General features: G+C 67.7%; 22 protein-coding genes. 12 read left to right on the top strand and 10 right to left on the bottom strand.

Annotation, left to right across the window (positions count from 1 at the left end; genetic code table 11):
• Positions 1-10: 10 nt before the first annotated feature.
• The gene (locus tag V5G24_RS19565; protein WP_394085006.1) at positions 11-1063 is read right to left on the bottom strand and encodes an NUDIX hydrolase; all 1053 of its coding nucleotides are present in this window, start codon (positions 1061-1063) and stop codon (positions 11-13) included.
• Positions 1064-1168: 105 nt separating this feature from the next.
• Positions 1169-2212 (bottom strand): A/G-specific adenine glycosylase, encoded by a 1044-nt coding sequence (gene mutY / locus V5G24_RS19570; protein ID WP_394085125.1) that lies wholly within the window; start codon positions 2210-2212, stop codon positions 1169-1171.
• Positions 2213-2730: 518 nt separating this feature from the next.
• Here mutY and V5G24_RS19575 point away from each other — a divergent pair.
• The 4 genes from V5G24_RS19575 (at position 2731) to V5G24_RS19590 (ending at position 5514) form a co-directional block, all read left to right on the top strand.
• Positions 2731-3249 carry a DUF721 domain-containing protein gene (locus V5G24_RS19575; RefSeq protein WP_394085005.1) on the top strand — a complete coding sequence of 173 codons (519 nt, stop codon included), beginning with the start codon at positions 2731-2733 and terminating at the stop codon, positions 3247-3249.
• A gap of 89 nt (positions 3250-3338) precedes the next feature.
• Entirely contained in the window at positions 3339-4043 is a 705-nt protein-coding gene (locus V5G24_RS19580) for a DsbA family protein (protein WP_394085004.1), read from the top strand.
• A 439-nt stretch (positions 4044-4482) separates the two neighbouring features.
• Positions 4483-4608, top strand: a complete 126-nt coding sequence (ykgO, locus tag V5G24_RS19585; RefSeq protein WP_012114086.1) for a type B 50S ribosomal protein L36 — start codon at positions 4483-4485, stop codon at positions 4606-4608.
• Positions 4609-4749: 141 nt separating this feature from the next.
• Positions 4750-5514 carry a tetratricopeptide repeat protein gene (locus V5G24_RS19590; RefSeq protein WP_394085003.1) on the top strand — a complete coding sequence of 255 codons (765 nt, stop codon included), beginning with the start codon at positions 4750-4752 and terminating at the stop codon, positions 5512-5514.
• A 364-nt stretch (positions 5515-5878) separates the two neighbouring features.
• Here V5G24_RS19590 and V5G24_RS19595 read toward each other — a convergent pair whose 3' ends face one another.
• From V5G24_RS19595 to V5G24_RS19605, 3 genes are all read right to left on the bottom strand, one after another.
• Positions 5879-7363 (bottom strand): FAD-dependent monooxygenase, encoded by a 1485-nt coding sequence (locus V5G24_RS19595; RefSeq protein WP_394085002.1) that lies wholly within the window; start codon positions 7361-7363, stop codon positions 5879-5881.
• Positions 7364-7484: 121 nt separating this feature from the next.
• On the bottom strand, positions 7485-8033 hold the full coding sequence (locus V5G24_RS19600) for a DUF1036 domain-containing protein (protein WP_394085001.1): 549 nt from the start codon (positions 8031-8033) through the stop codon (positions 7485-7487).
• 103 nt (positions 8034-8136) lie between these two features.
• Positions 8137-9024: a DMT family transporter gene (locus V5G24_RS19605; protein ID WP_394085000.1), complete on the bottom strand. Its 888-nt coding sequence runs from the start codon at positions 9022-9024 to the stop codon at positions 8137-8139.
• Between the two features lie 72 nt (positions 9025-9096).
• Here V5G24_RS19605 and V5G24_RS19610 point away from each other — a divergent pair, with 72 nt between their 5' ends.
• The gene (locus V5G24_RS19610; protein ID WP_394084999.1) at positions 9097-9441 is read left to right on the top strand and encodes a DUF1244 domain-containing protein; all 345 of its coding nucleotides are present in this window, start codon (positions 9097-9099) and stop codon (positions 9439-9441) included.
• Between the two features lie 133 nt (positions 9442-9574).
• Positions 9575-9838: a DUF2312 domain-containing protein gene (locus tag V5G24_RS19615; protein ID WP_348844337.1), complete on the top strand. Its 264-nt coding sequence runs from the start codon at positions 9575-9577 to the stop codon at positions 9836-9838.
• A gap of 127 nt (positions 9839-9965) precedes the next feature.
• Here the strand turns inward: V5G24_RS19615 and V5G24_RS19620 are convergent, their stop codons facing one another.
• Positions 9966-10676: a GntR family transcriptional regulator gene (locus V5G24_RS19620; RefSeq protein ID WP_394084998.1), complete on the bottom strand. Its 711-nt coding sequence runs from the start codon at positions 10674-10676 to the stop codon at positions 9966-9968.
• Positions 10677-11109: 433 nt separating this feature from the next.
• Between V5G24_RS19620 and V5G24_RS19625 the strand changes: the two genes are divergently transcribed.
• The gene (locus V5G24_RS19625) at positions 11110-11601 is read left to right on the top strand and encodes an Lrp/AsnC family transcriptional regulator (RefSeq protein ID WP_394084997.1); all 492 of its coding nucleotides are present in this window, start codon (positions 11110-11112) and stop codon (positions 11599-11601) included.
• 47 nt (positions 11602-11648) lie between these two features.
• On the opposite strand, the gene V5G24_RS19630 is transcribed toward V5G24_RS19625, so the two are convergent.
• The 4 genes from V5G24_RS19630 to V5G24_RS19645 form a co-directional block, all read right to left on the bottom strand.
• Positions 11649-12875, bottom strand: a complete 1227-nt coding sequence (locus tag V5G24_RS19630) for a xanthine dehydrogenase family Fe-S subunit (protein ID WP_394084996.1) — start codon at positions 12873-12875, stop codon at positions 11649-11651.
• Positions 12872-13690: an FAD binding domain-containing protein gene (locus V5G24_RS19635; RefSeq protein ID WP_394084995.1), complete on the bottom strand. Its 819-nt coding sequence runs from the start codon at positions 13688-13690 to the stop codon at positions 12872-12874. Before V5G24_RS19635 ends, V5G24_RS19630 begins: the two co-directional genes overlap by 4 nt.
• Entirely contained in the window at positions 13687-16038 is a 2352-nt protein-coding gene (locus V5G24_RS19640) for a xanthine dehydrogenase family protein molybdopterin-binding subunit (RefSeq protein ID WP_394084994.1), read from the bottom strand. The genes V5G24_RS19635 and V5G24_RS19640 overlap by 4 nt, the downstream gene beginning before the upstream one ends.
• Before the next feature lie 186 nt (positions 16039-16224).
• Entirely contained in the window at positions 16225-17388 is a 1164-nt protein-coding gene (locus V5G24_RS19645) for an ABC transporter substrate-binding protein (protein WP_394084993.1), read from the bottom strand.
• A 474-nt stretch (positions 17389-17862) separates the two neighbouring features.
• Here V5G24_RS19645 and npdG point away from each other — a divergent pair, with 474 nt between their 5' ends.
• Genes npdG through cofH form a run of 5 tightly spaced genes read left to right on the top strand, consistent with a single transcriptional unit; the run spans position 17863 to position 23410 of the window.
• Positions 17863-18528, top strand: coding sequence for an NADPH-dependent F420 reductase (gene npdG, locus V5G24_RS19650; protein WP_394084992.1), 666 nt, complete (start codon positions 17863-17865; stop codon positions 18526-18528).
• A gap of 7 nt (positions 18529-18535) precedes the next feature.
• Positions 18536-19303 carry a coenzyme F420-0:L-glutamate ligase gene (gene cofE, locus V5G24_RS19655; RefSeq protein ID WP_394084991.1) on the top strand — a complete coding sequence of 256 codons (768 nt, stop codon included), beginning with the start codon at positions 18536-18538 and terminating at the stop codon, positions 19301-19303.
• On the top strand, positions 19300-20304 hold the full coding sequence (cofD, locus tag V5G24_RS19660; protein WP_394084990.1) for a 2-phospho-L-lactate transferase: 1005 nt from the start codon (positions 19300-19302) through the stop codon (positions 20302-20304). The genes cofE and cofD overlap by 4 nt, the downstream gene beginning before the upstream one ends.
• The gene (gene cofC / locus V5G24_RS19665; protein ID WP_394084989.1) at positions 20301-21008 is read left to right on the top strand and encodes a 2-phospho-L-lactate guanylyltransferase; all 708 of its coding nucleotides are present in this window, start codon (positions 20301-20303) and stop codon (positions 21006-21008) included. Before cofD ends, cofC begins: the two co-directional genes overlap by 4 nt.
• Entirely contained in the window at positions 21005-23410 is a 2406-nt protein-coding gene (cofH, locus tag V5G24_RS19670; protein WP_394084988.1) for a 5-amino-6-(D-ribitylamino)uracil--L-tyrosine 4-hydroxyphenyl transferase CofH, read from the top strand. The genes cofC and cofH overlap by 4 nt, the downstream gene beginning before the upstream one ends.
• The last annotated feature ends 86 nt before the right edge of the window (positions 23411-23496 follow it).

The raw sequence follows: 23496 nt of genomic DNA on the forward strand, positions 1-23496 counted from the left end.
CGACACGGCGCTATCCGCGCCGGGCGCCCTGCGGTCGCACGCCGGGGGCGGGACGCTCCAGCAGCACATCGCGGCGGAACCGCACCAGGCGCGCCGGGCGCCCGCCGGTGCCGCTGGTGGTCTCGCCGGTTTCCTCCACCAGGCCCTGGCTTTCCACCAGGCGGCGGAAATTCTGCTTGTGCAGCAGCATGCCGGAGAGCGCCTCCACCGCCTTCTGCAATTGCAGCAAGGTGAAGGCGGGCGGCATCAGCTCGAATACCACGGGGCGATACTTGATCTTGCCGCGCAGGCGGCTGATGGCGGTGGCGAGGATGCGCCGATGGTCGAGCGCCATGGGCTGGCCGAGCAGCGGCTGGCCGGTAAACGCCTCGCCGGGAAGCACCTCGCCGGGAAGCGTCTGGCTGGGAAGCGAATCTAGCACGGCCGGCGCCCCGTCCTCGGCGGCTTCCGCCACGAGGCCGGCTTCATAGAGCAATTCATAGCGCTCGAGCACGCGCTCGTCGTTCCAGGAGGTCTCCTCCGCCCCTTCCTGTCCGAAGGCGAGCACCCGGCGGCGCCGACGCATCTCGGCCGTGCGCGCATCGCCGGCCGCGCACGCCCAGGCCTCCAGGCCCGCGCCGATGCGATCGAGCACCGCCGGGCGGCCGTCGCGCCAATCCTCCCAGGGGAAGCACGCGTACCAGCCGAGCCAGGCCGCCGCCATCTCGCCCGCCGGCCGCGCCTCCCGCACCAAGGCGAGATAGGCCACCGAGAGCGCGCGCGCCGGGCCGCCGTCGTGCCGGTCGAGATCGCCGAACGTATAGAGCTGCTCGATATAATTGAGCTGCTGGTGGGTCTGCCGCTCCACCCAGCTGCGCAGGCCGCCTTCGAGCGTGCGGTGATGTTCCTCCAGCGGGCCGGACGGCAGGGCCGGCCGGTCGCCGACGCGCAGCGCGAGCACGCGCGGCTCCTCCGCCGTCACCGCGACCACGGCGGCGCTCAGATCGATGCTGAATTCAGCCGGCGCATCGCTTGCCGCTCCCGCCACGGGGCGCGAGGGAAAGCGGGGTCGGTCATCGCGCATGCCCACCGCCATGAGATTGCCTTGCCCGATCCTATGGCGCGAACGCGCGCCGGCGGCAATGCGGATTTCGGCGGGGGTGCGCGCGGGGCCGGCGATGATCCGGGCTCACGCCCCCGGCACCCGCCCATGCGCCAGCACCTTGCGCATCACGCTCGGCAGCGCCTCGCGGGCGAAATCGCGGGGCAGCACCCAGCGATGCCCGGCCGGAGCGGCGGTCGCAGCGGGAAGATCGGCGCGCCACACCTCCAGCTCCAGGGCGAAATGGGTGAACACATGGCTCACCCGCCCCGGCAGAGCCCGCCAGCCCTTCGCCCCGGCGGACAGCGGCGCATGATCGCCGGGCGAAGGCACGCCGGCGGTCCAGGGGGTGGAGGGCACTTCGCTCATCTGCGCCAGCAGGCCCTTTTCCGGGCGGGTGCGCAGCAGCACCGCCCCATCGGCGCGCACGGCGAGAAAGGCGATGCCGGCCCGCGCCGGCTTCTCGCCCTTCGCCGCCTTGACGGGATAGCGCGCGGGATCGCCCGCCGCCCGGCCGAGGCAGGGCGCTGCGAGCGGGCACAGCACGCAGGCAGGCGAACGCGGGGTGCAGAGGGTGGCGCCGAGATCCATCATGCCCTGGGCGAAATCGCCCGGCCGGTCGTGCGGCGTCAGCGCGGCGGCGAGCGCCTTGATGCGCGGCTTGGATTTGGGCAAGGGCGCGTCGACGGCATAAAGCCGGCTGACCACCCGCTCGATATTGCCATCCACCGGGCTTGCCGGGAGATCGAACGCGATCGCGGCGATGGCCGCCGCCGTATAGGGGCCGATGCCGGGCAGATCGAGCAGCGCGGCTTCATCGGCGGGAAAGGCGCCGCCGTGGCGCGCCACCACCGCCTTGGCGCAGGCGTGCAGATTGCGCGCGCGGGCATAATAGCCGAGCCCCGCCCAGGCGGAGAGCACCTCTTCCAGCGGCGCCGCCGCCAGATCCGCCACGCGCGGCCAGCGGGCGAGGAAGGCGGTGAAATAAGGCCCCACCGCCTTCACCGTGGTCTGCTGGAGCATGATTTCGGACAGGAACACATGATAGGGATCGCCAAGCCGCCCGCCTTCCGCGCGCCAGGGCAGGCGGCGGCGGTGGCGGTCGTACCAGGCGAGCAAGGCGGCGGCGATGGCGCCCGACGGGACGGCCGGAGCCGCCGATTCTCCCGCGACATCGCCGCTTGTGACGTCTCCGCCCGTGGCTTCCGCCCTCGTAGCTGGCGCCCCCGTCGTTGCCGCGCCCGCGATTTCCAGGAGCGCGTTTTTCGCCCGGCGCGCGCGCGCTGGCGCGCTTTTCACACCGGTACCTTGCGGCGGCGCGCTTTTCGCGCGGGTGGCCTTTGCGTCTGTCGCGTTCGCCCCGGCGACTTGCTCGGGTTTCACTTTCACGGGCGTCACTTGCACAGGCGTCACTTGCGCGGGAATCACTTGCGCGGGAATCACTTGCGCAGGCTTCACCTGGGCGGGAATCACTTTCGCGGGGGCGGCCGGCGCGGCGGTCTTCTTGCGCGGGCGCGGGGCTGATAGGGTGGCGTCGTCCATGGCGCCACCGTGCCGGGGCCGCGCGCTGCCCGCAAGGGGGCGAACGCCCGGCACGCGCGCCTTCCACCGTACACCTTCACCCCGCGCGCCCTCACACGCCCGCAGCCATGACGGAAGACCCCGCCATCAAATCCCCCTGGAAGCGGCGCACCGCCGCCCGCCCCCTCGCCGATCTGGTGGGGCCGTCCATCGCCGACCTGTGCGGCAAGGCGGGCTTTTCGGCGGTGGAGATCGTGACCCATTGGGACGAGATCGTCGGCCCCGCGCTCGCCCCGCGCTCGACGCCGGTGAAATTGCAATGGCCGCGCCAGGATGCCCGCCAGGCCAGCGAGCCGGCGACTTTGGTGGTGCGGGTGGAAGGGGCCTATGCCATCGAGCTGCAATATGCCGCGCCCGTGGTGATCGACCGCATCAACGCCTATTTCGGCTGGCGCTGCGTCGGCCGGCTGGTGCTGCGCCAGGGCCCGGTGCCGCAGCGCCATCAAGGCCCGCCACCGCGCATGGAGCCCGATCCGGCCGCGCTGGCGCAGGTGCGCGGCACGCTCGGCCCGTTCGAGGACGAGGCGCTGGGCGCCGCTTTGGCCCGCCTCGGCGCGCTGGTGCGGCGCGAGCGCCGGAAATCTTGATCGCCCCGAGGGCACGAGGGGATTGGCGCCCTACCCTCGCCATGCTAGCGCGCTCCCTAGAACGCGAAGGCCCTTTCCCGGAGATTTCCATGTCGCTTCATCGTCGCCGTTTCCTGCTGGGCGTGGGCCAGTTCGCCCTGAGCGTCGCGCTCGCCGGCCCCCTGCTCCAGCTGTCCGGGATGCTGCCGGGCCTTTCGGGTGCGGCGCAGGCCCAGAGCCCGGCCCAGGGCCAGACCGTCGACCCGCTCAAGCTCAACGCACCCGCCGCCACCCCGCTGCCTGAACAGGCCATGGGCAAGGCGGACGCGCCCGTGACCATCATCGAATATGCCTCGCTCACCTGCAGCCATTGCGCGGCGTTCCACACCGGCACTTTCCCGGAGCTGAAGGAAAAATACATCGACACCGGCAAGGTGCGGTACATCCTGCGGGAATTCCCGTTCGATCCGGTCGCCACCGCCGCCTTCATGCTGGCGCGCTGCATGCCGAGCGACAAATATTTCCCCATGGTCTCCTCGCTGTTCGAAACCCAGCGCAGCTGGGCGTTCGGCAACAATCCGGCCGAGGGGCTGATGCGCGTCGCCAAGCAGGCGGGCATGAGCGAAACCGATTTCGAGAAGTGCCTGAGCGACAAGGAGCTGGCGGAGAAGATCCAGGCCGGCACGCAATATGGCAACAAGGAACTCGGCGTCGATTCCACCCCCACCTTCTTCATCAACGGCAAGAAGGTGTCGGGCGCCATGACCCCCGACCAGCTCGACAAGGAACTGGCGCCTTTGCTCGCCGGCAAGTGAGCGAGCAACGAGGAGCGGGTAATAAGTGAGCGCACGATAGGTGAGCGCACCTTTGGACCGATCGACATTCCTGGTCCGGCGCAATTCCAGCAGAGCATCGTCATGCACGGGCTTGACCCGTGCATCCACGCGGCCCCGTCGGCGCCAGCTTTTCAAGGCGCGCGCGGGCGGCGTGGCGTGGATGGCCGGGACGCGCCCGGCCATGACGGCCGGTGAAATAAAGACGATAGCGCGCACCGGCCGTCAGGCGCCTCGACGATCCACCCCGCGGCTGAATGTCGATCGGACCTAGGCGGGGAGCCGGCAAAACCCGCGTCATCCACAGCGCGCGCCGTTGACATTGCGGCGCGCGCCCCTTATCGAACCGGCTCGATCCAATACATTGTGTCGACGAGCCGCGCGGTGAAGCCGCGCCGCGGTCGGCCGAAGGCAGTAGGTTATGAAGATCCGCAACTCTCTCAAGTCGCTCCTCGGCCGTCACCGGGACAACCGTCTCGTGCGCCGCAAGGGCCGCGTCTACATCATCAACAAGACCCAGAAGCGCTACAAGGCCCGCCAGGGCTGAGCGTTTTCCCGCTCCTTGCGAGCGGGGTTCTCGTCATCGAGATGAGTTGATCGCGCCGCTCCCCCCGAAAGGGGTGGGGCGGTTGACGCTTTATGCGCATCGTCTCACACTTTGCCGATGATGATGTCCAAGCATGCGTCCGTGGATTCTTCTTCGCGCACCGCCGCCGCCATGCGCCGCGCGCTGGTGATGGCGCTGGCCTGCGCGCTCGCCCTGGCGCTGTGCGGCGCCTATGCCGCCCGCGCCCAGACCATTGGTGCCCAAACCACGAGTGCCCAGACCACCGGCGAGAAACCCTCGGCCGGCGCCGCGCCCAAATCCGATCTAGGCAAGGCCGATTTGGGCAAGGCCGATCTGGCGAAGCCGGCGCCCAATGCCGGCGCGGCGGATGCCACGCCCGCCCGTCCCAAGCTGCCACGCGACCGGCGGGTCCAGCTCGACGCCATGTTCGAGGCGCTGCGCCTCGCGCCGGACGATGACACCGCCTCCGCCCTCGGCAGCCGCATCGAGGCCATGTTCGCCCAATCGGGCAGCCCGAGCGCGGACCTTTTGATGTCGCGCGCCGAGGCGGCCGCCCAGGCCAAGGAATATGATTTGGCGCTGGAGCTGCTCGGCACGGTGATCGACACCCATCCCGATTTCCTCGCCGCCCGCAGCCGGCGCGCCACGATCTATTATCTGCAGGACGATTACGCCTCCGCTTTGGTGGATGTGGGCGAGGTGCTGACGCGCGAGCCGCGCCATTATTCCATGCTGCTCGGCCTGTCGCTCATCATGCGCGAGGTCGGCGACGATACCCACGCCCTCGAAGCCGCCCGCCGCGCGCTCGCCGTCAATCCCCACCTCACCGCCGCCAAGGACATCGAGACCGAGCTGAAAGTGAAGGTGGAAGGGCGGGATATTTAGGGCCGGATCCGCCCCTACCGAGTCCGCCCCCGCTTGCGGGCAGGGTGCGGTGCCTTCCTGCGACCCTCCTGGCACCGCCCGAACTGCCCGGTCCCCTCTCCCGCGTGCGGGGGAGGGTTAGGGAGGGGGAAGGGAGCGAGGGGGAAGGGAGCGAGGGGGAAGGGAGCGAGGGGGAAGGGAGCCATTCCGACCATCCGAGGCGGCGCGGATTCATGCGCGCCGAACGTTCGCCCGAAATCGCGGTTCGGTCCGCGGCGGTGGCACGGGAAAGTGCCTTCTCACCCCGATTCGTCCGCGCTAACCCATTGTTTCACGTGAAACATTTTGGGAAGAAAACGACCCGCTGCCAGGTCCGCCAAAGCCCTCAGGCCAGGATCGCCGCGAGATAGGCTTCGGCGGCGGAAAGATCCGTGGCACCCGCCACGAGCCCCACATAGCCGTCCGGCCGCACCACCCACAGCCCATCGTAACCCGCTGGCGGCTCACGCGCTTCCACCAGTCCGCCGAACCCGGCGGCAAGCTCGCTGGCCGCCGCGCCCGGCGCGATCAGGGCAAAGCGGGGCGTATCGCCGGCGCCGATGGGCGCAAGCGCCGGGTCCAGCTGCGGCCAGCGCTCGCCCGCCTTCGGCAGGTTTCCGCCGTGGGGCGCATGGGGCGCGGTCACCGACAAGGGGCTGTGGGGATAGGCGATCTCCAGCTCGGTAAGACTGTGCGAAGCGTGGCGCTGCACCTGCGACAGGCCGAGCACCACATGGGCGGCGAAATTGCGCACCGCCTGCGCAACCGGATTGCGCATCACCACCATGTCGGTCATGCGCGTGGCATTGTGCAGCACCAGGTCGCCGACCGCACTGCGCTCGATGGAATAGCTGTCGAGCAAGGCCGGCCGGGCGCGCCCGTGCACCACCAGCGCCAGTTTCCAGGCGAGGTTGAAGGCGTCCTGCATGCCGGTGTTCATGCCCTGCCCACCCGCCGGGCTGTGGATGTGCGCGGCATCGCCCGCCAGGAACGCACGGCCGAGGCTGTAGTCCTTCACCTTGCGCTCGTTGATGCGGAAATTCGCCAGCCAGAAGGGATCAAACATGCGGATGCCGCCGGGGCCGCGCGCATCCACCAGCGCCTGCACCTCGGCGAGGGTCGGGTCGGGCCGGTGCGCCTCTCCCTGCGCCGGGCCGAGATCCGCGACCATGCGATAGCGCCCGCCGGTGATGGGAAAGAAGGCGAGGATGCCGTCGGAATGCCAGTAGATGTCCAGCTTGTCGGGGGTCAGCCCCTCCAGGTGCGCGTCCGCCAGCACCCAGTCGCTGGGCTGGGTGGTGCCGGCGAAATCCATGCCGAGCGTATGGCGCACCGTGGAATGGGCGCCGTCGCAGCCGACCAGCCAGTCCGCCTCCACCTCCTCCTCGCGGCCGGAGGCATCGCGCAAGGTGGCGCGGACGCCGTCGCCCACGAGTTCAAAACCCACAAGGCCGGTAGTGCGCTCCACAGTCACGCCCAGGGATTCGAGATGGGTTTCCAGCAGCCGCTCGGTTTCGCTCTGCGGGATCATGACGGCGGCGGGAAACAAGCTCTCCGCCTCGTCGAAATTAATCTCGGCGATCAGCGTGCGGCCGTTGGAGATGCGCGCACCATACACTTCCATGCCGGCGTCGACGAAAGCCTCCGCCCGGCCGGTGCGGGCCAGCAGCTCCAGCGAGCGGCTCCACAGCACCAGGGCTTTGGATTTGTCGGTGCGGGCGGCCGATGTGTCCACGATCCGCACGCCGACGCCATATCGCGCCAGCTCGCCCGCCAGGGTCAGGCCCACCGGCCCAGCGCCCGCGATGAGAACACGCCCTGTTCCAGCCATGGTGACCCTCCCAGACCCGGACATTCTGCCCGTGGCGCCGCCGGATGGCGCGGCACTTCAGCAAATATCACAGCGCCGGGCAGCCAGCAGGGGGAAAGGCGCGATAGCCGCCAATCTGGAACTATTTTCCGCGGCTTGCCGGGTTCGGCATGGGCATGGGGGCATTGCCGGGCGGCGGGATGCCGGGCAGGACCCGGCTCGATTGGTTGGCCTCGGTCAATTGCACGGTCCAGCCGCGCTGCTCCTTGGTGTCCACCTCCAGGAAGCCGGCCCGATCGAAGCCGCGCGCGAGGCAATCCTCCACCCCGCGAATGGTGAATTCCTTGTCGCGGGTGCACATATAGGCCTTGCCGGCCCATTCCCCGCCCTGGTCGTAATCCACCGCATAGAGATAATAAAAGCGCGCCACGAGATCGCCGCGCAGCAGGGTCTCGCAGCTGTTGGCCGCGACGTTCCACCAGCCCTCGGTGGTCCAGACCTCGTTTTCCTTATAGCCGATGGCCACCCCGACCCGGCTGGAGGTGCGGTTGCACAGACGGAAGTCCGCCGCCGCCGGCGCCGCGCTCGCCGTCAGCGCACCCGCCGCCAGCAAAGCGAGAAGCGCCAGCGCGCGCAGGCCGCGCCAGAGGCCGGAAGATCCATTCGGAGCGAACGGGTGGGAAAACAACATGGCTCGGCTGTTAGCCTTGGTACGGCACGGGCGTCAATGGACGATGCATGCGCGATGCATCGTCCCGCCTTTTCGGGCGCGATCGGGGCGGAAGCGAGGCAGATCACCCGCCCCGCCCCGGCCGCGCCACCCACAGGCCGAGCAGAACCAGCCCCATGCCCACCCCCTGGAGCACGCCCAGCGCCTCCCCCAGCACCAGCCATCCCAAGGCCGCCGCCGACACCACCTCAAGGAAGAACACCAGCGCCCCGTAGATCGGCGGCACCACGGAAAGGCCCACCGCCATCAACCCCTGCCCGCCCACCTGGCTCACCAGGGCAAGGCCCAGCAGCGCGGCCGCCCCGGAAGCGCTCGCGGGCCACAGGGTCGGCTCGGCCACCAGCGCCACCGCAAGCAGGATCACGCTCGTGGCGGCGGTGGAAATCAGCGTCACCGCCCCGGCGCCCCGGAAGCGGCGCGCCTTGCCGATCGCCAGGAAATAGGCGGCGAAAAAGATCGCCGTCACCAGCCCCGCCGTGTCTCCCAGCAGATGCGCCGGCTCCAGATGGAAACTGCGCCCGATCAGCGCGCCCGCCCCCGCAAGACACAGTGCGAGCCCGGCGAGGGTGGCGCGGGTGATGGCGGCGCGCAGCACCAGCCAGGCGAACAAAGCCACCCACACCGGCGATGTGGTCGCCAGCACGGCGGCATTGGCGACGCTGGTGCCGAGGATCGCCAGATGCCAGAAGAACAGGTCGCCAGCGAAGAACACCCCCGCCAGCAGGGCGGCGCGATCCGGCACCAGGGCGCGGCGCCCCTCGGCTGCCAGCGCCCAGACGAGCAGAACCGGCAGCGCCAAAGCGGTGCGCCAGAAGGCGCTGGCGAACGGGCCCACCTCCGCGAGCCGCACGAACAGCACCGACGCCCCCATGGCAAAGGCCCCGGCGGCCAGGGCGGCGATGCCCAGCGCCAGGCGCACGGGCGGCGCGGCGGCGCGCGGCCCCCGGTTCATAGCATGGCCCTTGCGGCCCTTGCACCCGGCGCACGCCCGCGCCACATGAGGCCGACAAAGGGACGACACGCCATGAGCAAGCAAGTTTTCGACCCAACACCGCAGGACGGCCCCGGATCGCTGTCCGACCAGGACCGCGAGCGGCTGGAGGCGGCGGCATTCCGGCGGCTCGTCGCCCATCTGCGCGAACGCACCGACGTGCAGAACATCGCGCTCATGAACCTTGCCGGCTTTTGCCGCAACTGCCTCTCCAACTGGTATCTGGACGCCGCCGAGGCCGAGGGCCTGCCGGTGAGCAAGACGCAGAGCCGCGAGGCGGTCTATGGCATGCCTTACGAGGAATGGAAAAGCCGTTATCAGACCGAGGCGACGCCGGAGCAGGCCGCGGCCTTCAAACCGCCCCACGATGGCCATTGAACCGGCCGGGTGTGGCAGGGGATAGGGGGGATTGCGGGGACAGCGGCTTGACGGCGGCGCCCAGCTGCGCGCTGTATCTTGCCCCTGATCGGCGCCCCATCCGCCCCTTTGATTGTTTGTGAGGTTGCACCACGTGTCGGAAGACGTATCGGACGCCCCGGCGGGCTTCGCCAAGGAACAGCTGAAATCCTTCATCGAGCGCGTCGAGCGCCTCGAGGAAGAGAAGAAGGCGATCGCCGACGATATCAAGGACGTATTCGCCGAAGCCAAGGCTAACGGCTTCGACGTCAAGGCGCTGCGCGCCATCCTCAAGATCCGCAAGGAAGACGTGGACGAGCGCAAGGAACACGAGGCGATCGTCGACCTCTACATGCAGGCGCTCGGCATTTTCTCCTGAGGCCGCAGCAGGCGGGGCAAGACCCGCCGCAAACTTGGCTCACGGCCGGGCGTGCCCCGGCCATGCGCACGCTGTTTCCGGCCGCCCTTTGGCGGTTCAAGTCCGGCGGCGCGAGGGGAACACTGCCTCAGCCACGCTCGGACCGCAGTAAGTCGATCTGCAACTTGATGCAATCGCTGCGATAAACGATATCGGCCACATAGATGGCGATATTCTTCGCGTCCACCACCACGCAATGGCTCTCCACCGTCGCCGCGCCGAGCGGGATCTTCATGAGATCCGCGACGGTCGGATCGGCGCTGCCGATGATCAGTGTCTGGTGGGCGTCCTTCACCTTGACTTTCTTCAGGCCAGCAAGCGCGGGCAATGCCGGGCCGGTGAGAAAGACATCGCGGTCCATCTCGAAGACATGGCGCGCGAGCAGAAGGTTGACGATGGAATAGGGCTGGTCGTCACGAAATTGAAGACTTTTCAGCGAGACGTATTCGGCCGCGAGTTCGCCATCCTCCGCCTTCAGGAGCGGCGGCGGCACGTTCTCTGTCAAGGTGATGGGGCGGGGCACGTTTTCCTTCACCGACGCGATCAGGCTTGCCCAGGTGGTCTCCAGCTTCAGCCAATGCCGGTCCGGCACGACGCTGGACACAAACGTCCCACGCCCCTGGCGCGCGCTGACGAGGCCTTCATCGCGCAGCATTTCCACGGCCTGGCGCACGGTGACGCGCGCGACCTGGAACTCCTCTTCCAATTCTTCCAGCGTGGAAATCTTGTCGCCGATGGCCCAATGCCCCGCCTGGATCCGCTGGCGGAGCACCGATGCGACCTGGATGTAGAGCGGCACGCGGCTTCGATCGTAGGCTGCCGATAGTTTGGACTTTGTTTGCATAAAGGACCATCAGACTCGGCGGCGTGTGAGCAGAAACCGTCTCCACTTCACGCCTGAGATTGCAGTTTAGCCCCATGACGCGCAAAGGTGAATAGGGAAGTGCCTGCGACTTGTGCATATTAGCCCGTCTTCTCGCGCCGGGCATAGAATTACCGAGGGCGCACGAGACGCCAGAACGCGCGCACGATTAATGCGCAGCCAATCGGGCAGGCAGAAGCTGCGCCGATTACCAGATACCTTCGCTTTTTAATACTGATATTCGATAAATTATTATTTTACAATGTATATCTGATATATTATTTCGTTTTTTCAGAAAATATACAACAACTCATAGACAATAATAATATAAATTTCTAGAATATCGAAAGTTCAACCGATTTGGTGTGTCATGGCCTCTTCTCTGTCCAACCAGCGTGCAGATCTGGATGCCTTCGACATCGCCATACTTACTATTCTTCAAAAGGACAACACTACACCCCAACGCACCATTGGTGAGCGTGTGAACCTCTCGGCGGCCGCCGTGCAGCGCCGCATTAAGCGGATGCGCGAAACCGGCGTGATCGCCGGCGATGTCACCATCCTCAACCCCGCTCGCGTCGGCCAGCCGCTGACCCTGGTGGTGGAAGTCGTGGTGGAAAGCGAGCGCATCGACCTGGTGGACGCCGCCAAGGCCAATTTCGTCCGCTGCCCGGAAGTGCAGCAATGCTATTATGTCACCGGAGACGCAGACTTCGTGCTGATCGTTACCGTTCCGACCATGGCAGACTATGAAGACCTGACCCGCCGCCTGTTCTTCGAAAACAGCAATATCAAGCGATTTCGCACGCTTGTCGTGATGGATCGGGTGAAAACCGGGCTCACCGTTCCGCTGGAACGGTGAGGAAGGACGGATCTTGGCGGCATCTTCCACACGCCGCCCATCCCGTTTTATCCCGCTATTCTGCGCCATAGCTCTTTCAGCCGCGACAGGATCACCGAATACACCAGCGAACCCGCGTTAAGCTCCGTCACCACGGGCGCTGCGGGTGCGCCCTCGCCCTGGCCGAGGCGGGCTTCCAGATTCTGCACGAACGCCGACACCAGCCGCCCGGCGATATCCTGCACGAGGCCGGAACGGCCGAACTGAGCCAGCATGCCGGTGAGCGTATAGCCGATGCTCACGTCGACGCGCGTCGCCCGGCCGTCCTCGACCGGCGTCAGCGTGTAGCCGATGAGCCCGCGCGTCGCCGAATTGCTGCGCGTGTCGCGCCCGCTGCCGGAGATGCGCCCGGCGTGCCGGGCATCGTCGCGCGAAATGTCCGCCACGCCCTGGAATTCGGCCACCATGGGGCCGACCTTCACGCGGATCTGCCCTTCCACATGCTCCGGCGTCGGCGTGCCCACAAGCGACGCACCCGGCAGGCAGGCGGCGACCTCGTCCACACGGCCGAAGAAATCCCACACCACATCCACGGGATGGGCGACCACAAAGCTTTGCGGAAAGCTCGTCTGCGGCACGAAATCGGCATCGAGCTTGGCAGTTTCGCGCGGAGGGGCGACGCGCGAAGGGGCCGCGCGCGGAACGGGAGCGGCGATCCTGGCGGGCGGCGCATCGGCGCCCTTGTCCGCGCTGCCTACGAAGGCGCCCGCATGGCCGGAGCCGACCGGCCCGAGGGCGGTGCGCACATCGGCACGGGGCGCCGCGCCGCGCGCCTTGCGCTCCGCGATCACCGAGCGGATCGCCCGCACGATGCCCACATAGCCGGTGCAGCGGCACAGGTTTCCGCTCATGGCGACGCGGATCTCATGCTCGCTGGCGTCCGGTATGCGCAGCACCACGTCGCGGGCGGAAACGATCATGCCGGGCGTGCAATAGCCGCACTGAAGACCGTGTTCGCGCGTGAAGGCGGCCCGCAATTCGCCCGCCACCTCGTCGTCATTGAGCCCCTCGATGGTGGTGACCTGCGCATTCTCGCACGCCACCGCATAGGTGATGCAGGAGCGCACCGGCTCGCCGTCCACGATGACGGTGCAAGCGCCGCACACCCCATGCTCGCAGCCGAGGTGGGTGCCGGTGAGATCGTGCGAATCGCGCAGGAAATCGGCGAGATTGGTGCGCGGCTCCACATCCGCACGCAGCGGGCGGGAATTGACGGTGAGGGAAACCATGCTCATGCCGCGTCCGCCTGCTCGAATGCGCGGCGCAGCGCCACCGCGTGTGTCCGGCGATCCAGCACATCGCCCATGCCGGCGGCCTGCGCCACCTCTTCCGCCGCGCCCGCCGAGAAGCCCGACGCACCGAACAGCGCGGACCGCTCGGTGACGAGGATGGGCCGCGTCTCGGTCGCGCCCATCACGGCGCGGAACACGCCGCGATCGGGATCCACCAGCACCGCGCCGATGGCGTGGGCGAACTCGCCGGTCTTGCGGCAGCTCTTGAAATAGCCCCAGCGGGCCGAAGCGCTGCATTTGGGAATGCGCACCGCCTCCAGCAATTCGCCGGGATTGAGATCGGCGGCGAGCGCGCCGAGCATGTATTGCTCCACCGCCACTTCCCGCACGCCGGAGGGAGACCGCAGGATCACCCGCGCGCCCACGGCGGAGAGAATGGAAATCCAGTCGGCGGAGGGGTCCGCATGGGTCAGGCTGCCGCCCACCGTGCCGCGGTTGCGCACCGCGCGATAGGCGATGCCGCGCGCCACGCCCGCCAAGGCGCCGGCGGTGACATCCGGCACGCGGCGGTCCTCGAAATCGGCATGGGTCACGCAGGCGCCGACGATGAGATCGCTGCCCGTGTCCTCGATGCGCTTCAACGCTGGAATGGCGGTGATATCCACCAGCAGGTCCGGCTGCACGAGGCGCATGTTCAGCATGGGCCCGAGCGACTGGCCGCCGGCGATGATCTTCACCACCTGCCCCTCGTCCTGCATCAGGGCCAAAGCGGCGTCGATCTCGACCGGGCGCTCATAATCGAAACGGACGGGCTTCATGCCACGCTCCCGGCGAGTTTGGCGACCTTGGCCGCCTCGATGGCTTCCAGGACGCGGCGCGGCGTGATGGGCGAATGCAGCAGTTCGGCGCCGATACCCTTCAGCGCATCGTTCACCGCATTGCCGATGGCGGCGGGCGGGGCGATGGCGCCGCCCTCGCCGATGCCCTTCACCCCGAATTCCGTATAGGGCGCGAGGAATTCCATATGGTCGAGCCGGGGCTCGGGGACCTCGGTGGGGCCAGGCAGGAGATAATCCGCGAAGGTGGAGGCGAGAGGCTGGCCCGAGGCGTCGAACTGCATCTCCTCATAGAGCGCCGTGCCGATGCCCTGGGCGAGGCCGCCATAGATCTGGCCGTCCACCACCATGGGGTTCACCAGCTTGCCGCCGTCCTCGACGATCACATAATCGAGGATCTCGATGTCGCCGAGTTCCGGGTCCACCGCCACCAGGACCACATGGGCGGCATAGGAGAAGGTGCCGGTATCGCGCACCGGCTTGTAGCCGATGGTGGATTCAAGGCCATGGGGATCGATGCCGGCCGGCAGGTCCTGCGGGCGGCGATACCAGGTGTGAGCGATCTCCTGAAGGCTCACCTGGCCGGTGGGCGCGACCGCGAAGCCGTCCTTGATCACCACCTCGGCCGGGTCCGCCTGGAGCAGATGGGCGCCGATCCGCGCCGCGAGCCGCGCCACCTCCTTGCAGGCGGTGGCCACCGCGCCGCCGGCCATCACCATGGAGCGCGAGCCCCAGCTGCCGGTGGAATAAGGGGTATATTCGGTGTCGCCGTGCACCAGCTTGATGCGCGCGGTATCGATGCCGAGCACTTCGTGGGCCACCTGGGCGAAGGTGGTTTCCATGCTCTGGCCGTGGGAATGCACGCCCACGCGCAATTCCAACCCGCCGTCCGGCGTCATACGCGCGGTCGCCTGCTCATGGCCCGGCACCATGGGAATGCCCCAGCCGGAATAGACCGAGGTGCCGTGGGCGCCCTGCTCGCAATAGATGGAATGGCCGATGCCGATCAGCCGGCCGTCCGCCTCGCCCTTGGCCTGGCGGGCGCGCACCTCGTCGAGGCGGGCCATGGCGATGGCGCGGGTGAGCGCCTGGGGATAATCGCCGCTGTCGAAATGCTTTTTGGTGATGTTGTCGAACGGCATCTGCTCCGGCCGCACGAGGTTCTTCAGCCGCAATTCGTGCGGCTCCATGCCGATCTCGCGGGCGATCGCGTCCAGCACCAGTTCGAGCGCGAAGCACACGCCGGTGCGCGCCACGCCGCGATAGGGCAGGATCGGGCATTTGTTGGTGGCGACCGACCAGGTGCGGCAGCGATAGGCGGGGAAATCGTACGGGCCGGGCAGGATGCTCACCACCTGCGCGGCCTCCAGGCACGCCGAGAAGGGATAGGAGGAATAGGCGCCGGAATCGACGATCGCCTCGCAATCGATCCCCCGCAGCGTGCCGTCGCGATCGGCATAAGCGGTGATGGAATAATGATGCTCGCGGCAGTTCGCGCCGGCGGTCAGGCTCTCGCGGCGGTCCTCGATCCAGCGCACGGGATGATCGAGCCGCATGGCGAGCCAGCCGAGGCAGATGTCTTCCGGCAGCAGGATGCCCTTGTAGCCGAAGCCGCCGCCGACGTCGGGCGAGATGATGCGGATCTGCTCCTGGTTCAGCCCCAGGCATTCGGCCAGGCCGTTGCGCACGATGTGCGGCATCTGGCTGCCGGTGTGGAGCACGAGCTGCTCCTTGCGATGGTCCCAGTGCGCCACCGTCCCGCGCCCCTCCATGGGCGCCATGCTCTGGCGCGCGGTGGAGAGGGTGCGGGTGATCTTGATCGGGGCATCGAAGGCCTTCTCGATGTCCACTTCCATGAAGCTTTCGAGAAAGACGTTGTCGCCCCAATGCTCGTGCACCAGCGCGCTGCCGGGATCGCGGGCCTTCACCATGTCGTGGACGGCGGGGAGTTCCTCGAGGTCCAGCTCGATGGCGGCGGCGATATCCTCGGCCTGCGCGCGCGTATCACCGACGCACACCGCGAGCAGTTCGCCCACCTGGCGGACCTTGTCGGTGGCGAGCGGCCATTGCTCGGAAACCTTGAAGCCGGGCAAGGTGGTGACGGCGCGGATCGGCTTCACCGCCGCCAGGTCCGTGGCATTGAAGGCGCGGCCGCGACAGGCTTCGGGAATATGCACCCCATGGATGCGGGCGTGGGCGAGCGGGCTGCGCACGAACGCGACATCCTTCAACCCCGGCAGGCGGACATCGGCCACGAACTGACCGCGGCCGCGCAGGAAGCGATCGTCCTCCTTGCGCGGGAGACGCGCCCCGACACCCTGCTTGGTCATCCCGTATTCCCCGGTCGCTCTTGAAAACCCGCGGCATGCGCCATCATGGGCGGATGCCTCTGCTTTTGAAACGCCACCGGGCAGCCGGGGCGCGGCAGAAAAGACGGGGCATCGACGGTGTCAGGCGCTGGCCCGCCGATGCCCCGCCCCCGAAAGGGATGGGGGGTCAATCTCACCCCTTCCGGATCAATGGACCACTTCGACCTTGCCGTTGACGATCTTCACCACATAGGTGGCCGGGCTGCTCTGGCCGCTTTCGCGTCCCTCGGGGCCGGCCTTGGCGAACACGATCTTGCCGTTGAGGCCGGGCACTTCCACCTTCCACAGGGCTTCGGTGATCTTGGCCGGATCGGCCGAGCCGGCCTTGGCGATCGCGGCGGCGATCACAGTGATGCCGTCATACCCGCGGAAGCTCTCGGTGAGGCCGGCGGCGGGATAGCCCTTCTTCTTCCAGGCTTCCACGAACGCCTTGGCACGCTCCGGATACGGCGTCGCATCGGGCGACCAGGGGGTGAAGAACAGCAGGTGATAGGTGCCGTTAGCGGCGGTGCCGGCCTGCTCGGCGAGCTGGTCGGGGCTCTGCGAGCCGCCGGTGGTGATGATCTGCTTGTTGAGGCCGAGCGCCTGGGCCTGCTTCAGCACCAGGGTCAACTGCTCGACGGCGGTGGTGACGATGAGGGTGTCGCTGTCCGAGGCCTTGATCTTGGCGAGCTGGGCGCTGAGATCCTGCGCGCCCTGGTCCATGGTCTCGACCGCGCCGACCTGGATGCCCTTGTCCTTGAACATGGCCGAGAAGTCGCTGGCGGTGCCGCGGCCCCAGTCATTGTTCACCACCAGGAAGTCGGCCTTCTTGATCTTGAAGCCGTCGATCACCTTGGCGAAATTCTGCGCTTCCAGCGACGAGGGGGCGGAAATGCGGAACACGTAGGGATTGCCCTGCACCGTGATCTTGGAGGAGGAGGAGGTCTCCACCACCATCGGCACGTTGTATTGCATCAGCTTGGGCATGACGGCGAGGGTGAGGCTGGAGCCCCAGGCGCCGAGCATCACGGGCACCTTGTCGCGCACGATCAGCTTCTCGGCGACGGCGGCGGCTTCGGTCGGGTTGCTCTTATTGTCCTCTATGATGAGGTTGAGCTTCTTGCCGAGCACGCCGCCCTTGGCATTGATCTCCTCGGCGGCGAGCTTGGCACCGTCGGCGACGAAATTGCCGGAGGCGGCAAAGGCCCCGGTCAACGGCATGTTCACGCCGATGGAAATGTCCTGCGCCGCCGCCGGCAAGGCGAATGCCACGGACAATCCCAATGCGCAGGCGGCAGATGTCAGAAATCCTGATTTCAGCTTCACCATATCACCTATCCTCTGGAGGGGGTTATTTTCGTTGTTGAAGCAATGGCATCGTCTTGCTGCGATGAACATGCGCGAAAGGCCCACATAACGCGCGTGAAAGACGCGCGAGCAGATCGGAGACTTTCCGATATCAGCTCCGGGCGTCAATCATTCTATATACCATCAGATAGGAAAACTCCTTCTGTCAAGGCTCTCTTGCGCAATCGCTCCGCGGGGCGCAGCATTTTTTTACCGCATCCGCTTTGCCGGGCCCCGCAACGGCAAGGTCATGGGCCGAAAAAATGTTGCCGGCTCTGGATTTTCGGGCCTTCCCCGGCCCTGTCGGCAGGGTCGGAAAAGCGATTGAAGAATTGAGTTGTCTTATCATTCTGTTTATAGCACCATTTGCCCTATCGAGATCGAATTCCCCGGCAGAAACTTCGTCCGCGAAACCGCCAAAGATTTGATTCCACACAAAAATCAGGAACACTGCCCATGCCCGGCGACGCCAAGCCCATCATTGCCATCCTCGGGGGAACGGGCGATCTCGGTTCCGGCCTCGCCAAGTCCTGGGCCGCTGCCGGCTATGAGGTGGTGATTGGCTCGCGCAGCGCGGAAAAGGCTGCCGAAGCCGCCGCTGCCCTCGGCGGTACGGCACGTGGCGACGACAATGCGGGCGCGGCGCGCGCCGGCGATATCGTTATCCTCGCGGTGCCGTTCGCAAGTCATGAATCCACGCTGCTGGACGTGCGCGACGCGGTGCAGGGCAAGATATTGGTGGATGCCGCCGTGCCTTTGGTGCCGCCCAAGGTTTCCACCGTCCAGCTGCCCGCCGAGGGCTCGGCCGCGCAGATCGCGCAAGGCCTGCTGGGCGAAGGCGTGCGCGTCGTTTCCGCCTTCCACAATGTGGGAGCCACCAAGCTGCATGGCGGCGGTAAAGTGGATTGCGATGTGCTGGTGTTCGGCAATGACAAGGACGCCCGCGACCAGGTGATCGCGCTCGCCGGCGTGATCGCGACGCGCGGCATCGACGGCGGCGTGCTCGCCAATTCCGCTGCCGCCGAGGCCCTGACCTCGGTGCTGATCGGCATCAATCGCCGCTATAAAGTGCCGGGCGCCGGCATCCGCATCACCGGCCTCGACATTCCCGCCGTCGGCTGAGGTTTTCATGGCCGCGCCTTCCCTCTCCCTGCACGCCTTGCCGGGAATTCCCCTGGTGGAGCCCGGCGACGACCTCGCCGGCCTGCTCGGCGCGGCGCTGGAGGCGAGCGGGCTCGGCCTTGAGGATGGCGACATCCTGGTGGTGGCGCAGAAGATCATCTCCAAGGCGGAGGGCTGCTATCTGGCCCTCGCCGACGTGGCCCCCTCCCCCCGCGCAATCGAGATCGCCGCCCGCGTCCGCAAGGACCCGCGCCACGTGGAAGTGGTGCTTTCCGAATCCTCGGAGATCGTGCGAGAGGGGCCGCACGTGCTGGTGGTCGCCCACAAGCTCGGCTTCGTCATGGCCAATGCCGGCGTGGACGAATCCAACATCGATCATAAGGACGGCGCGCGCGTGCTGCTGCTGCCGCGCGATCCCGACGGCTCCGCCGCCGCCCTGAAGGCCCGGCTCGACGCGCGCTTTGGGGTGACGGCGGGCATCGTCATCAATGACAGTTTTGGCCGCCCCTGGCGCAACGGCGTCGTCGGCGTCGCGCTCGGCGCGGCCGGCGTGCCAGCGCTGGTGGACATGGTCGGTGCGCCGGACCTGTTCGGCCGCGCCATGCGGGTGACCGAAATCGCGGTGGCGGACGAACTCGCCTCCGCCGCCTCCCTGCTCATGGGCCAGGGCGACGAGGGCCTGCCGGCCGTGCTGGTGCGCGGCTATCGGCGGGCCGCGCCCGAACGGCCCGCCGCCGCCCTCATCCGCCCCCGCGAACGCGACATGTTCCGATGAATGCGCCCCTCCCCCCCTCCCGCTCCGGTTCCATCGTCGCCTTGTGCGGCGGCGTGGGCGGCGCAAAGCTCGCCCTTGGCCTGGAACGGGAGTTCGGCGCGGCGGTCGCGCTCGTGGTGAATACGGGCGATGACTTCGAGCATCTCGGGCTTGCCATCTCCCCCGATCTCGACAGCGTGCTCTACAAATTGAGCGGGCTCAGCGACGAGGTGCGCGGCTGGGGGCGCGCCGACGAGAGCTGGAATTTCATGGCCGCGCTGGGCGAAATGGGCGCGGAGACCTGGTTCCAGCTGGGCGACCGTGACCTCGCGCTGCATGTGGAGCGCACGCGCCGCCTGCGGCTTGGCGAGAGCCTCACCCAGGTCACGGATCTGGTGCGGACGCGGCTCGGCATCGCCGCCCGCCTGCTGCCCATGAGCGACATGCCGGTGCGCACGCTGGTCCATACGGACGAAGGCACCTTGCCGTTCCAGCGCTATTTCGTCGAACGCCGCTGCGCGCCCGCCGTCACCGGCTTCACCTTCGAGGGCGCGGCCACCGCCCGGCCGACGTCGCAAGTGCTGGCCGCGCTCGCCGCGCCGGACCTGCGCGCCGTGGTGATCTGCCCGTCCAACCCCTATCTCAGCATTGATCCCATTCTCGCCGTTCCCGGGCTGCGCGCCGCGCTCTCCGCCGGGCGGGTGCCAGTGGTGGCGGTCTCGCCCATCATCGGCGGTCAGGCGATCAAGGGGCCGACCGCCAAGATCATGGCGGAGCTGAAGGTGCCCGCCACCTCGGCCGCCATCGCCGCCCATTACGACACGCTGATCGACGGCCTCGTGATCGACACGGCCGACGGCGAGGAGCGCGCCCGCATCTCGACTCCGGTCGCCGCGGTCCCCACCTTGATGAAAACCGCCGACGACAGCATGCGCCTGGCACGAGACGTGCTGCGCTTCGCGGATGCATTGGCGAGCGCTGGCGCTGTGATCCACGCCGAAAGGGAGGCGGTGGGCCCATGAACAGACATGTTCCCTCAGGCGATTTTCGTCCGCCCGCCGATCTGTGGGCGCTGGTGCCGGTGAAGCGCTTCGCCCTCGCCAAGCGGCGCCTCGCGCCCCAGCTTTCGCCGCCCGAGCGCGCGGCGCTGGCCAAGGCCATGCTGCGGCACGTGCTCGGCGTGCTCGCCGGCTGCCGGGGGCTTGCCGGCATCCTCATCGTCACCAGCGATCCGGACGCCGTGGCGCTCGCCCGCACGTTCGGCGCCCATGTGCTGCCCGATGCGGTGGAGAGCGGCACCAATGCCGCCGTGCGTGCCGGCATGGCCGCGCTCGACCGCGCCGGCAAGGGCGGGGTGATCGTGGTGCCCGGCGATGTGCCCGGCATCACGCGGGCGGAAATGGATGCGGTGGTGGACGCCCTCGCAAGCGCGCCCGTGGTGCTGGTGCCGGCAACGCGGGACGGCGGCACCAATCTGCTCGGCGCCTGCCCGCCGGCCCTCATGGCGCCGAGCTTCGGGCCTTCCAGCTTCGCCCGTCATCTGGAAACCGCCCGGGCCGCCGGCCGCGAACCCTGCGTGCTGCATCTGCCCGGCCTCGGCCGCGATATCGACGTGAGCGCGGATCTGGCCGCCCTGCCCGCCGCGCTTTCGCCCGTTCTTTTGCGAGCCCGCCCCGGCGCGGCTTTGCCCCTGCCCTCGCCGCTTGAGGAGCCCTTGCCCCTATGATCGCGCTTTCCGTTCTCGCCGACCTCTCCGCCGGCGCCCGCCTCGCCCCCGAACAGGCTTTCGCTCTGGTGGGCCTGAGCGATCTGTCCCCGCTGCTGGAAGCGGCGGCGCGGCGGCGCGACGCGGCCCACGGCCATTATGTCTCCTATTCGCGCAAGGTGTTCATTCCGCTCACCCAATTGTGCCGCGACGTCTGCCATTACTGCACCTTCGCCCACGCCCCGCGAAAGGGCGAGCGCGCCTTCCTCTCGCGCGACGAGGTGCTGGCGATTGCCCGCGCCGGCCAGAAGGCGGGCTGCAAGGAGGCGCTGTTCACGCTCGGCGACAAGCCGGAGCTGCGCTACCAGTTCGCCCGCGACGCGCTGGCCGAGCTCGGCCATGCGACCACCCTCTCCTATCTCGCCGAGATGGCGGAATTGGTGTTCCGCGAAACCGGCCTTCTGCCCCATGTGAATCCCGGCCTGCTGACCGCCGAGGACGTGGCGGCCCTGCGGCGGGTGTCGATCTCCCAGGGCATCATGCTGGAGAGCACCTCCGAGCGTCTCCTGGCCAAGGGCGAAGCGCACCACGGCTCGCCCGACAAGATCCCGGCGGCGCGGCTTGAGACCATGCGCATCGCCGGCGAACAGGGCGTGCCCTTCACCAGCGGCATATTGATCGGCATCGGCGAGACGCGGGCCGAGCGCATCGAGGCGCTTCTGGCGCTGCGCGACCTCAACGACACCTACGGGCATATCCAGGAAATCATCGTCCAGAATTTCCGCCCCAAGCCCGGCACCCGCATGGCCCATGTGGAGGCGCCCTCGCTCGACGAGCATGTGTGGACCATCGCCACGGCGCGCCTGCTGTTCGAGCCCGAAATGAACATCCAGGCGCCGCCCAATCTCAGCCCCGGCGCGCTCAGCAAGCTGGTGGCCGCCGGCATCAATGATTGGGGCGGCGTCTCCCCGGTCACGCCGGACCATGTGAATCCGGAAGCCCCCTGGCCGCATCTGCGGGTGCTGGAATCGGCCACGAAAGCGGCCGGCAAGATCCTGACCGAGCGGCTCGCCATCTATCCCGCCTTCGCCGCCCAGTCCCGCCGCTGGGTCGACGAGGGGCTGCGCACCAAGCTGCTCGACCTCATCGACGGCGACGGCTGGCCGCGCGCCGACGACTGGTGCCCCGGCTCCACCGACCGCCTGCCGGCCAAGGAAGGCGTGCTGCTGAAGCCGTCCGCCCCCGCCAGCACCGACGGCGCGCTTACCCGGATTCTCGACCGGGCGGTGGCCGGCATCGCGCTTGAGGAAGGCGAGGTCGTGCGGCTTTTCAGGGCGCGCGATGAAGAATTCACTGCGGTTTGCCGCGCCGCCGACGATCTGCGTCGCAAGGTGAACGGCGACACCGTGAGTTATGTCGTCACGCGCAACATCAATTACACCAACATCTGCTATTTCAAATGCCAGTTCTGCGCCTTCTCCAAGGGCAAGCTGAGCGAGAATTTGCGCGGCCGCCCCTATGACCTCGAAATGGAGGAAGTGGCGGAGCGGGTGCGCGAAGCCTGGGCGCGCGGCGCCACCGAAGTGTGCATGCAGGGCGGCATCCATCCCTCGTATACGGGGCAGAAATATCTCGACCTCTGCAAAGTCGTGAAGGGCGCGGTGCCGCTGATGCACATGCACGCCTTCTCGCCCCTGGAGGTGAGCCAGGGCGCGAAGACCCTGGGCATTCCGATCCCGGATTTCCTCGCGGCGCTGAAGGACGCCGGGCTTTCCACCTTGCCCGGCACGGCGGCGGAGATCCTCGACGACGAGGTGCGCGCCCATCTGTGCGCCGACAAGATCAACACGCAGGAATGGCTGGACGTGATGCGCGCCGCCCATGCGCTCGGCCTGCGCTCCACCGCAACCATCATGTACGGCCATATCGAGCGCTACGAACATTGGGCGCGCCACTTGATCCGCGTGCGTGATTTGCAGATGGAGACCGGCGGCTTCACCGAATTCGTGCCTTTGCCGTTCGTGCACATGGAAGCGCCGATTTATCTGAAGGGGCGCTCGCGCAAGGGGCCGACCTTGCGCGAGACGATCCTGATGCATGCGGTCGCGCGGCTCGCGCTTCACCCGCACATCACCAATATCCAGGCCTCCTGGGTGAAGCTCGGGCCGGAGGGGGTGAAGCTCGCCCTCGCCGCAGGCGTGAACGACCTCGGTGGCACGTTGATGGACGAGACCATCTCCCGCTCCGCCGGCGCGAGCCACGGGCAGGAGATGACGCCGCGTTCCATGGAGATGATCATCCGCTCCGCCGGCCGGGCGCCGCGCATGCGCACCACGCTCTATGACGACGCGCCCGCGCTGCATGGCGAGCGCGCCCGTAACGTGAACGCACCGACTGCCTTGCAGATGGCCGCCCAGGGCTGAGAAAAACGGGACGGAGCGCCGGTTTCGCAGCAAAAAAGATTTGCCATTCCCCAAGCGTATTGTACTAATAATAGTATGATAATATG

Origin of the sequence: Roseixanthobacter finlandensis, assembly GCF_043195105.2 — a bacterium.
Lineage (GTDB): Bacteria > Pseudomonadota > Alphaproteobacteria > Rhizobiales > Xanthobacteraceae > NCEH01.

Excerpts from the sequence above, each read along its gene's own strand:
- V5G24_RS19565 (WP_394085006.1), bottom strand. The coding sequence starts at position 1,063 with ATGCGCGATGACCGACCCCGCTTTCCCTCGCGCCCCGTGGCGGGAGCG.
- V5G24_RS19575 (WP_394085005.1), top strand. The coding sequence starts at position 2,731 with ATGACGGAAGACCCCGCCATCAAATCCCCCTGGAAGCGGCGCACCGCC.
- V5G24_RS19580 (WP_394085004.1), top strand. The coding sequence starts at position 3,339 with ATGTCGCTTCATCGTCGCCGTTTCCTGCTGGGCGTGGGCCAGTTCGCC.
- ykgO (WP_012114086.1), top strand. The coding sequence starts at position 4,483 with ATGAAGATCCGCAACTCTCTCAAGTCGCTCCTCGGCCGTCACCGGGAC.
- V5G24_RS19595 (WP_394085002.1), bottom strand. The coding sequence starts at position 7,363 with ATGGCTGGAACAGGGCGTGTTCTCATCGCGGGCGCTGGGCCGGTGGGC.
- V5G24_RS19600 (WP_394085001.1), bottom strand. The coding sequence starts at position 8,033 with ATGTTGTTTTCCCACCCGTTCGCTCCGAATGGATCTTCCGGCCTCTGG.
- V5G24_RS19605 (WP_394085000.1), bottom strand. The coding sequence starts at position 9,024 with ATGAACCGGGGGCCGCGCGCCGCCGCGCCGCCCGTGCGCCTGGCGCTG.
- V5G24_RS19610 (WP_394084999.1), top strand. The coding sequence starts at position 9,097 with ATGAGCAAGCAAGTTTTCGACCCAACACCGCAGGACGGCCCCGGATCG.
- V5G24_RS19625 (WP_394084997.1), top strand. The coding sequence starts at position 11,110 with ATGGCCTCTTCTCTGTCCAACCAGCGTGCAGATCTGGATGCCTTCGAC.
- V5G24_RS19630 (WP_394084996.1), bottom strand. The coding sequence starts at position 12,875 with ATGAGCATGGTTTCCCTCACCGTCAATTCCCGCCCGCTGCGTGCGGAT.
- V5G24_RS19635 (WP_394084995.1), bottom strand. The coding sequence starts at position 13,690 with ATGAAGCCCGTCCGTTTCGATTATGAGCGCCCGGTCGAGATCGACGCC.
- V5G24_RS19640 (WP_394084994.1), bottom strand. The coding sequence starts at position 16,038 with ATGACCAAGCAGGGTGTCGGGGCGCGTCTCCCGCGCAAGGAGGACGAT.
- V5G24_RS19645 (WP_394084993.1), bottom strand. The coding sequence starts at position 17,388 with ATGGTGAAGCTGAAATCAGGATTTCTGACATCTGCCGCCTGCGCATTG.
- npdG (WP_394084992.1), top strand. The coding sequence starts at position 17,863 with ATGCCCGGCGACGCCAAGCCCATCATTGCCATCCTCGGGGGAACGGGC.
- cofE (WP_394084991.1), top strand. The coding sequence starts at position 18,536 with ATGGCCGCGCCTTCCCTCTCCCTGCACGCCTTGCCGGGAATTCCCCTG.
- cofD (WP_394084990.1), top strand. The coding sequence starts at position 19,300 with ATGAATGCGCCCCTCCCCCCCTCCCGCTCCGGTTCCATCGTCGCCTTG.
- cofC (WP_394084989.1), top strand. The coding sequence starts at position 20,301 with ATGAACAGACATGTTCCCTCAGGCGATTTTCGTCCGCCCGCCGATCTG.
- cofH (WP_394084988.1), top strand. The coding sequence starts at position 21,005 with ATGATCGCGCTTTCCGTTCTCGCCGACCTCTCCGCCGGCGCCCGCCTC.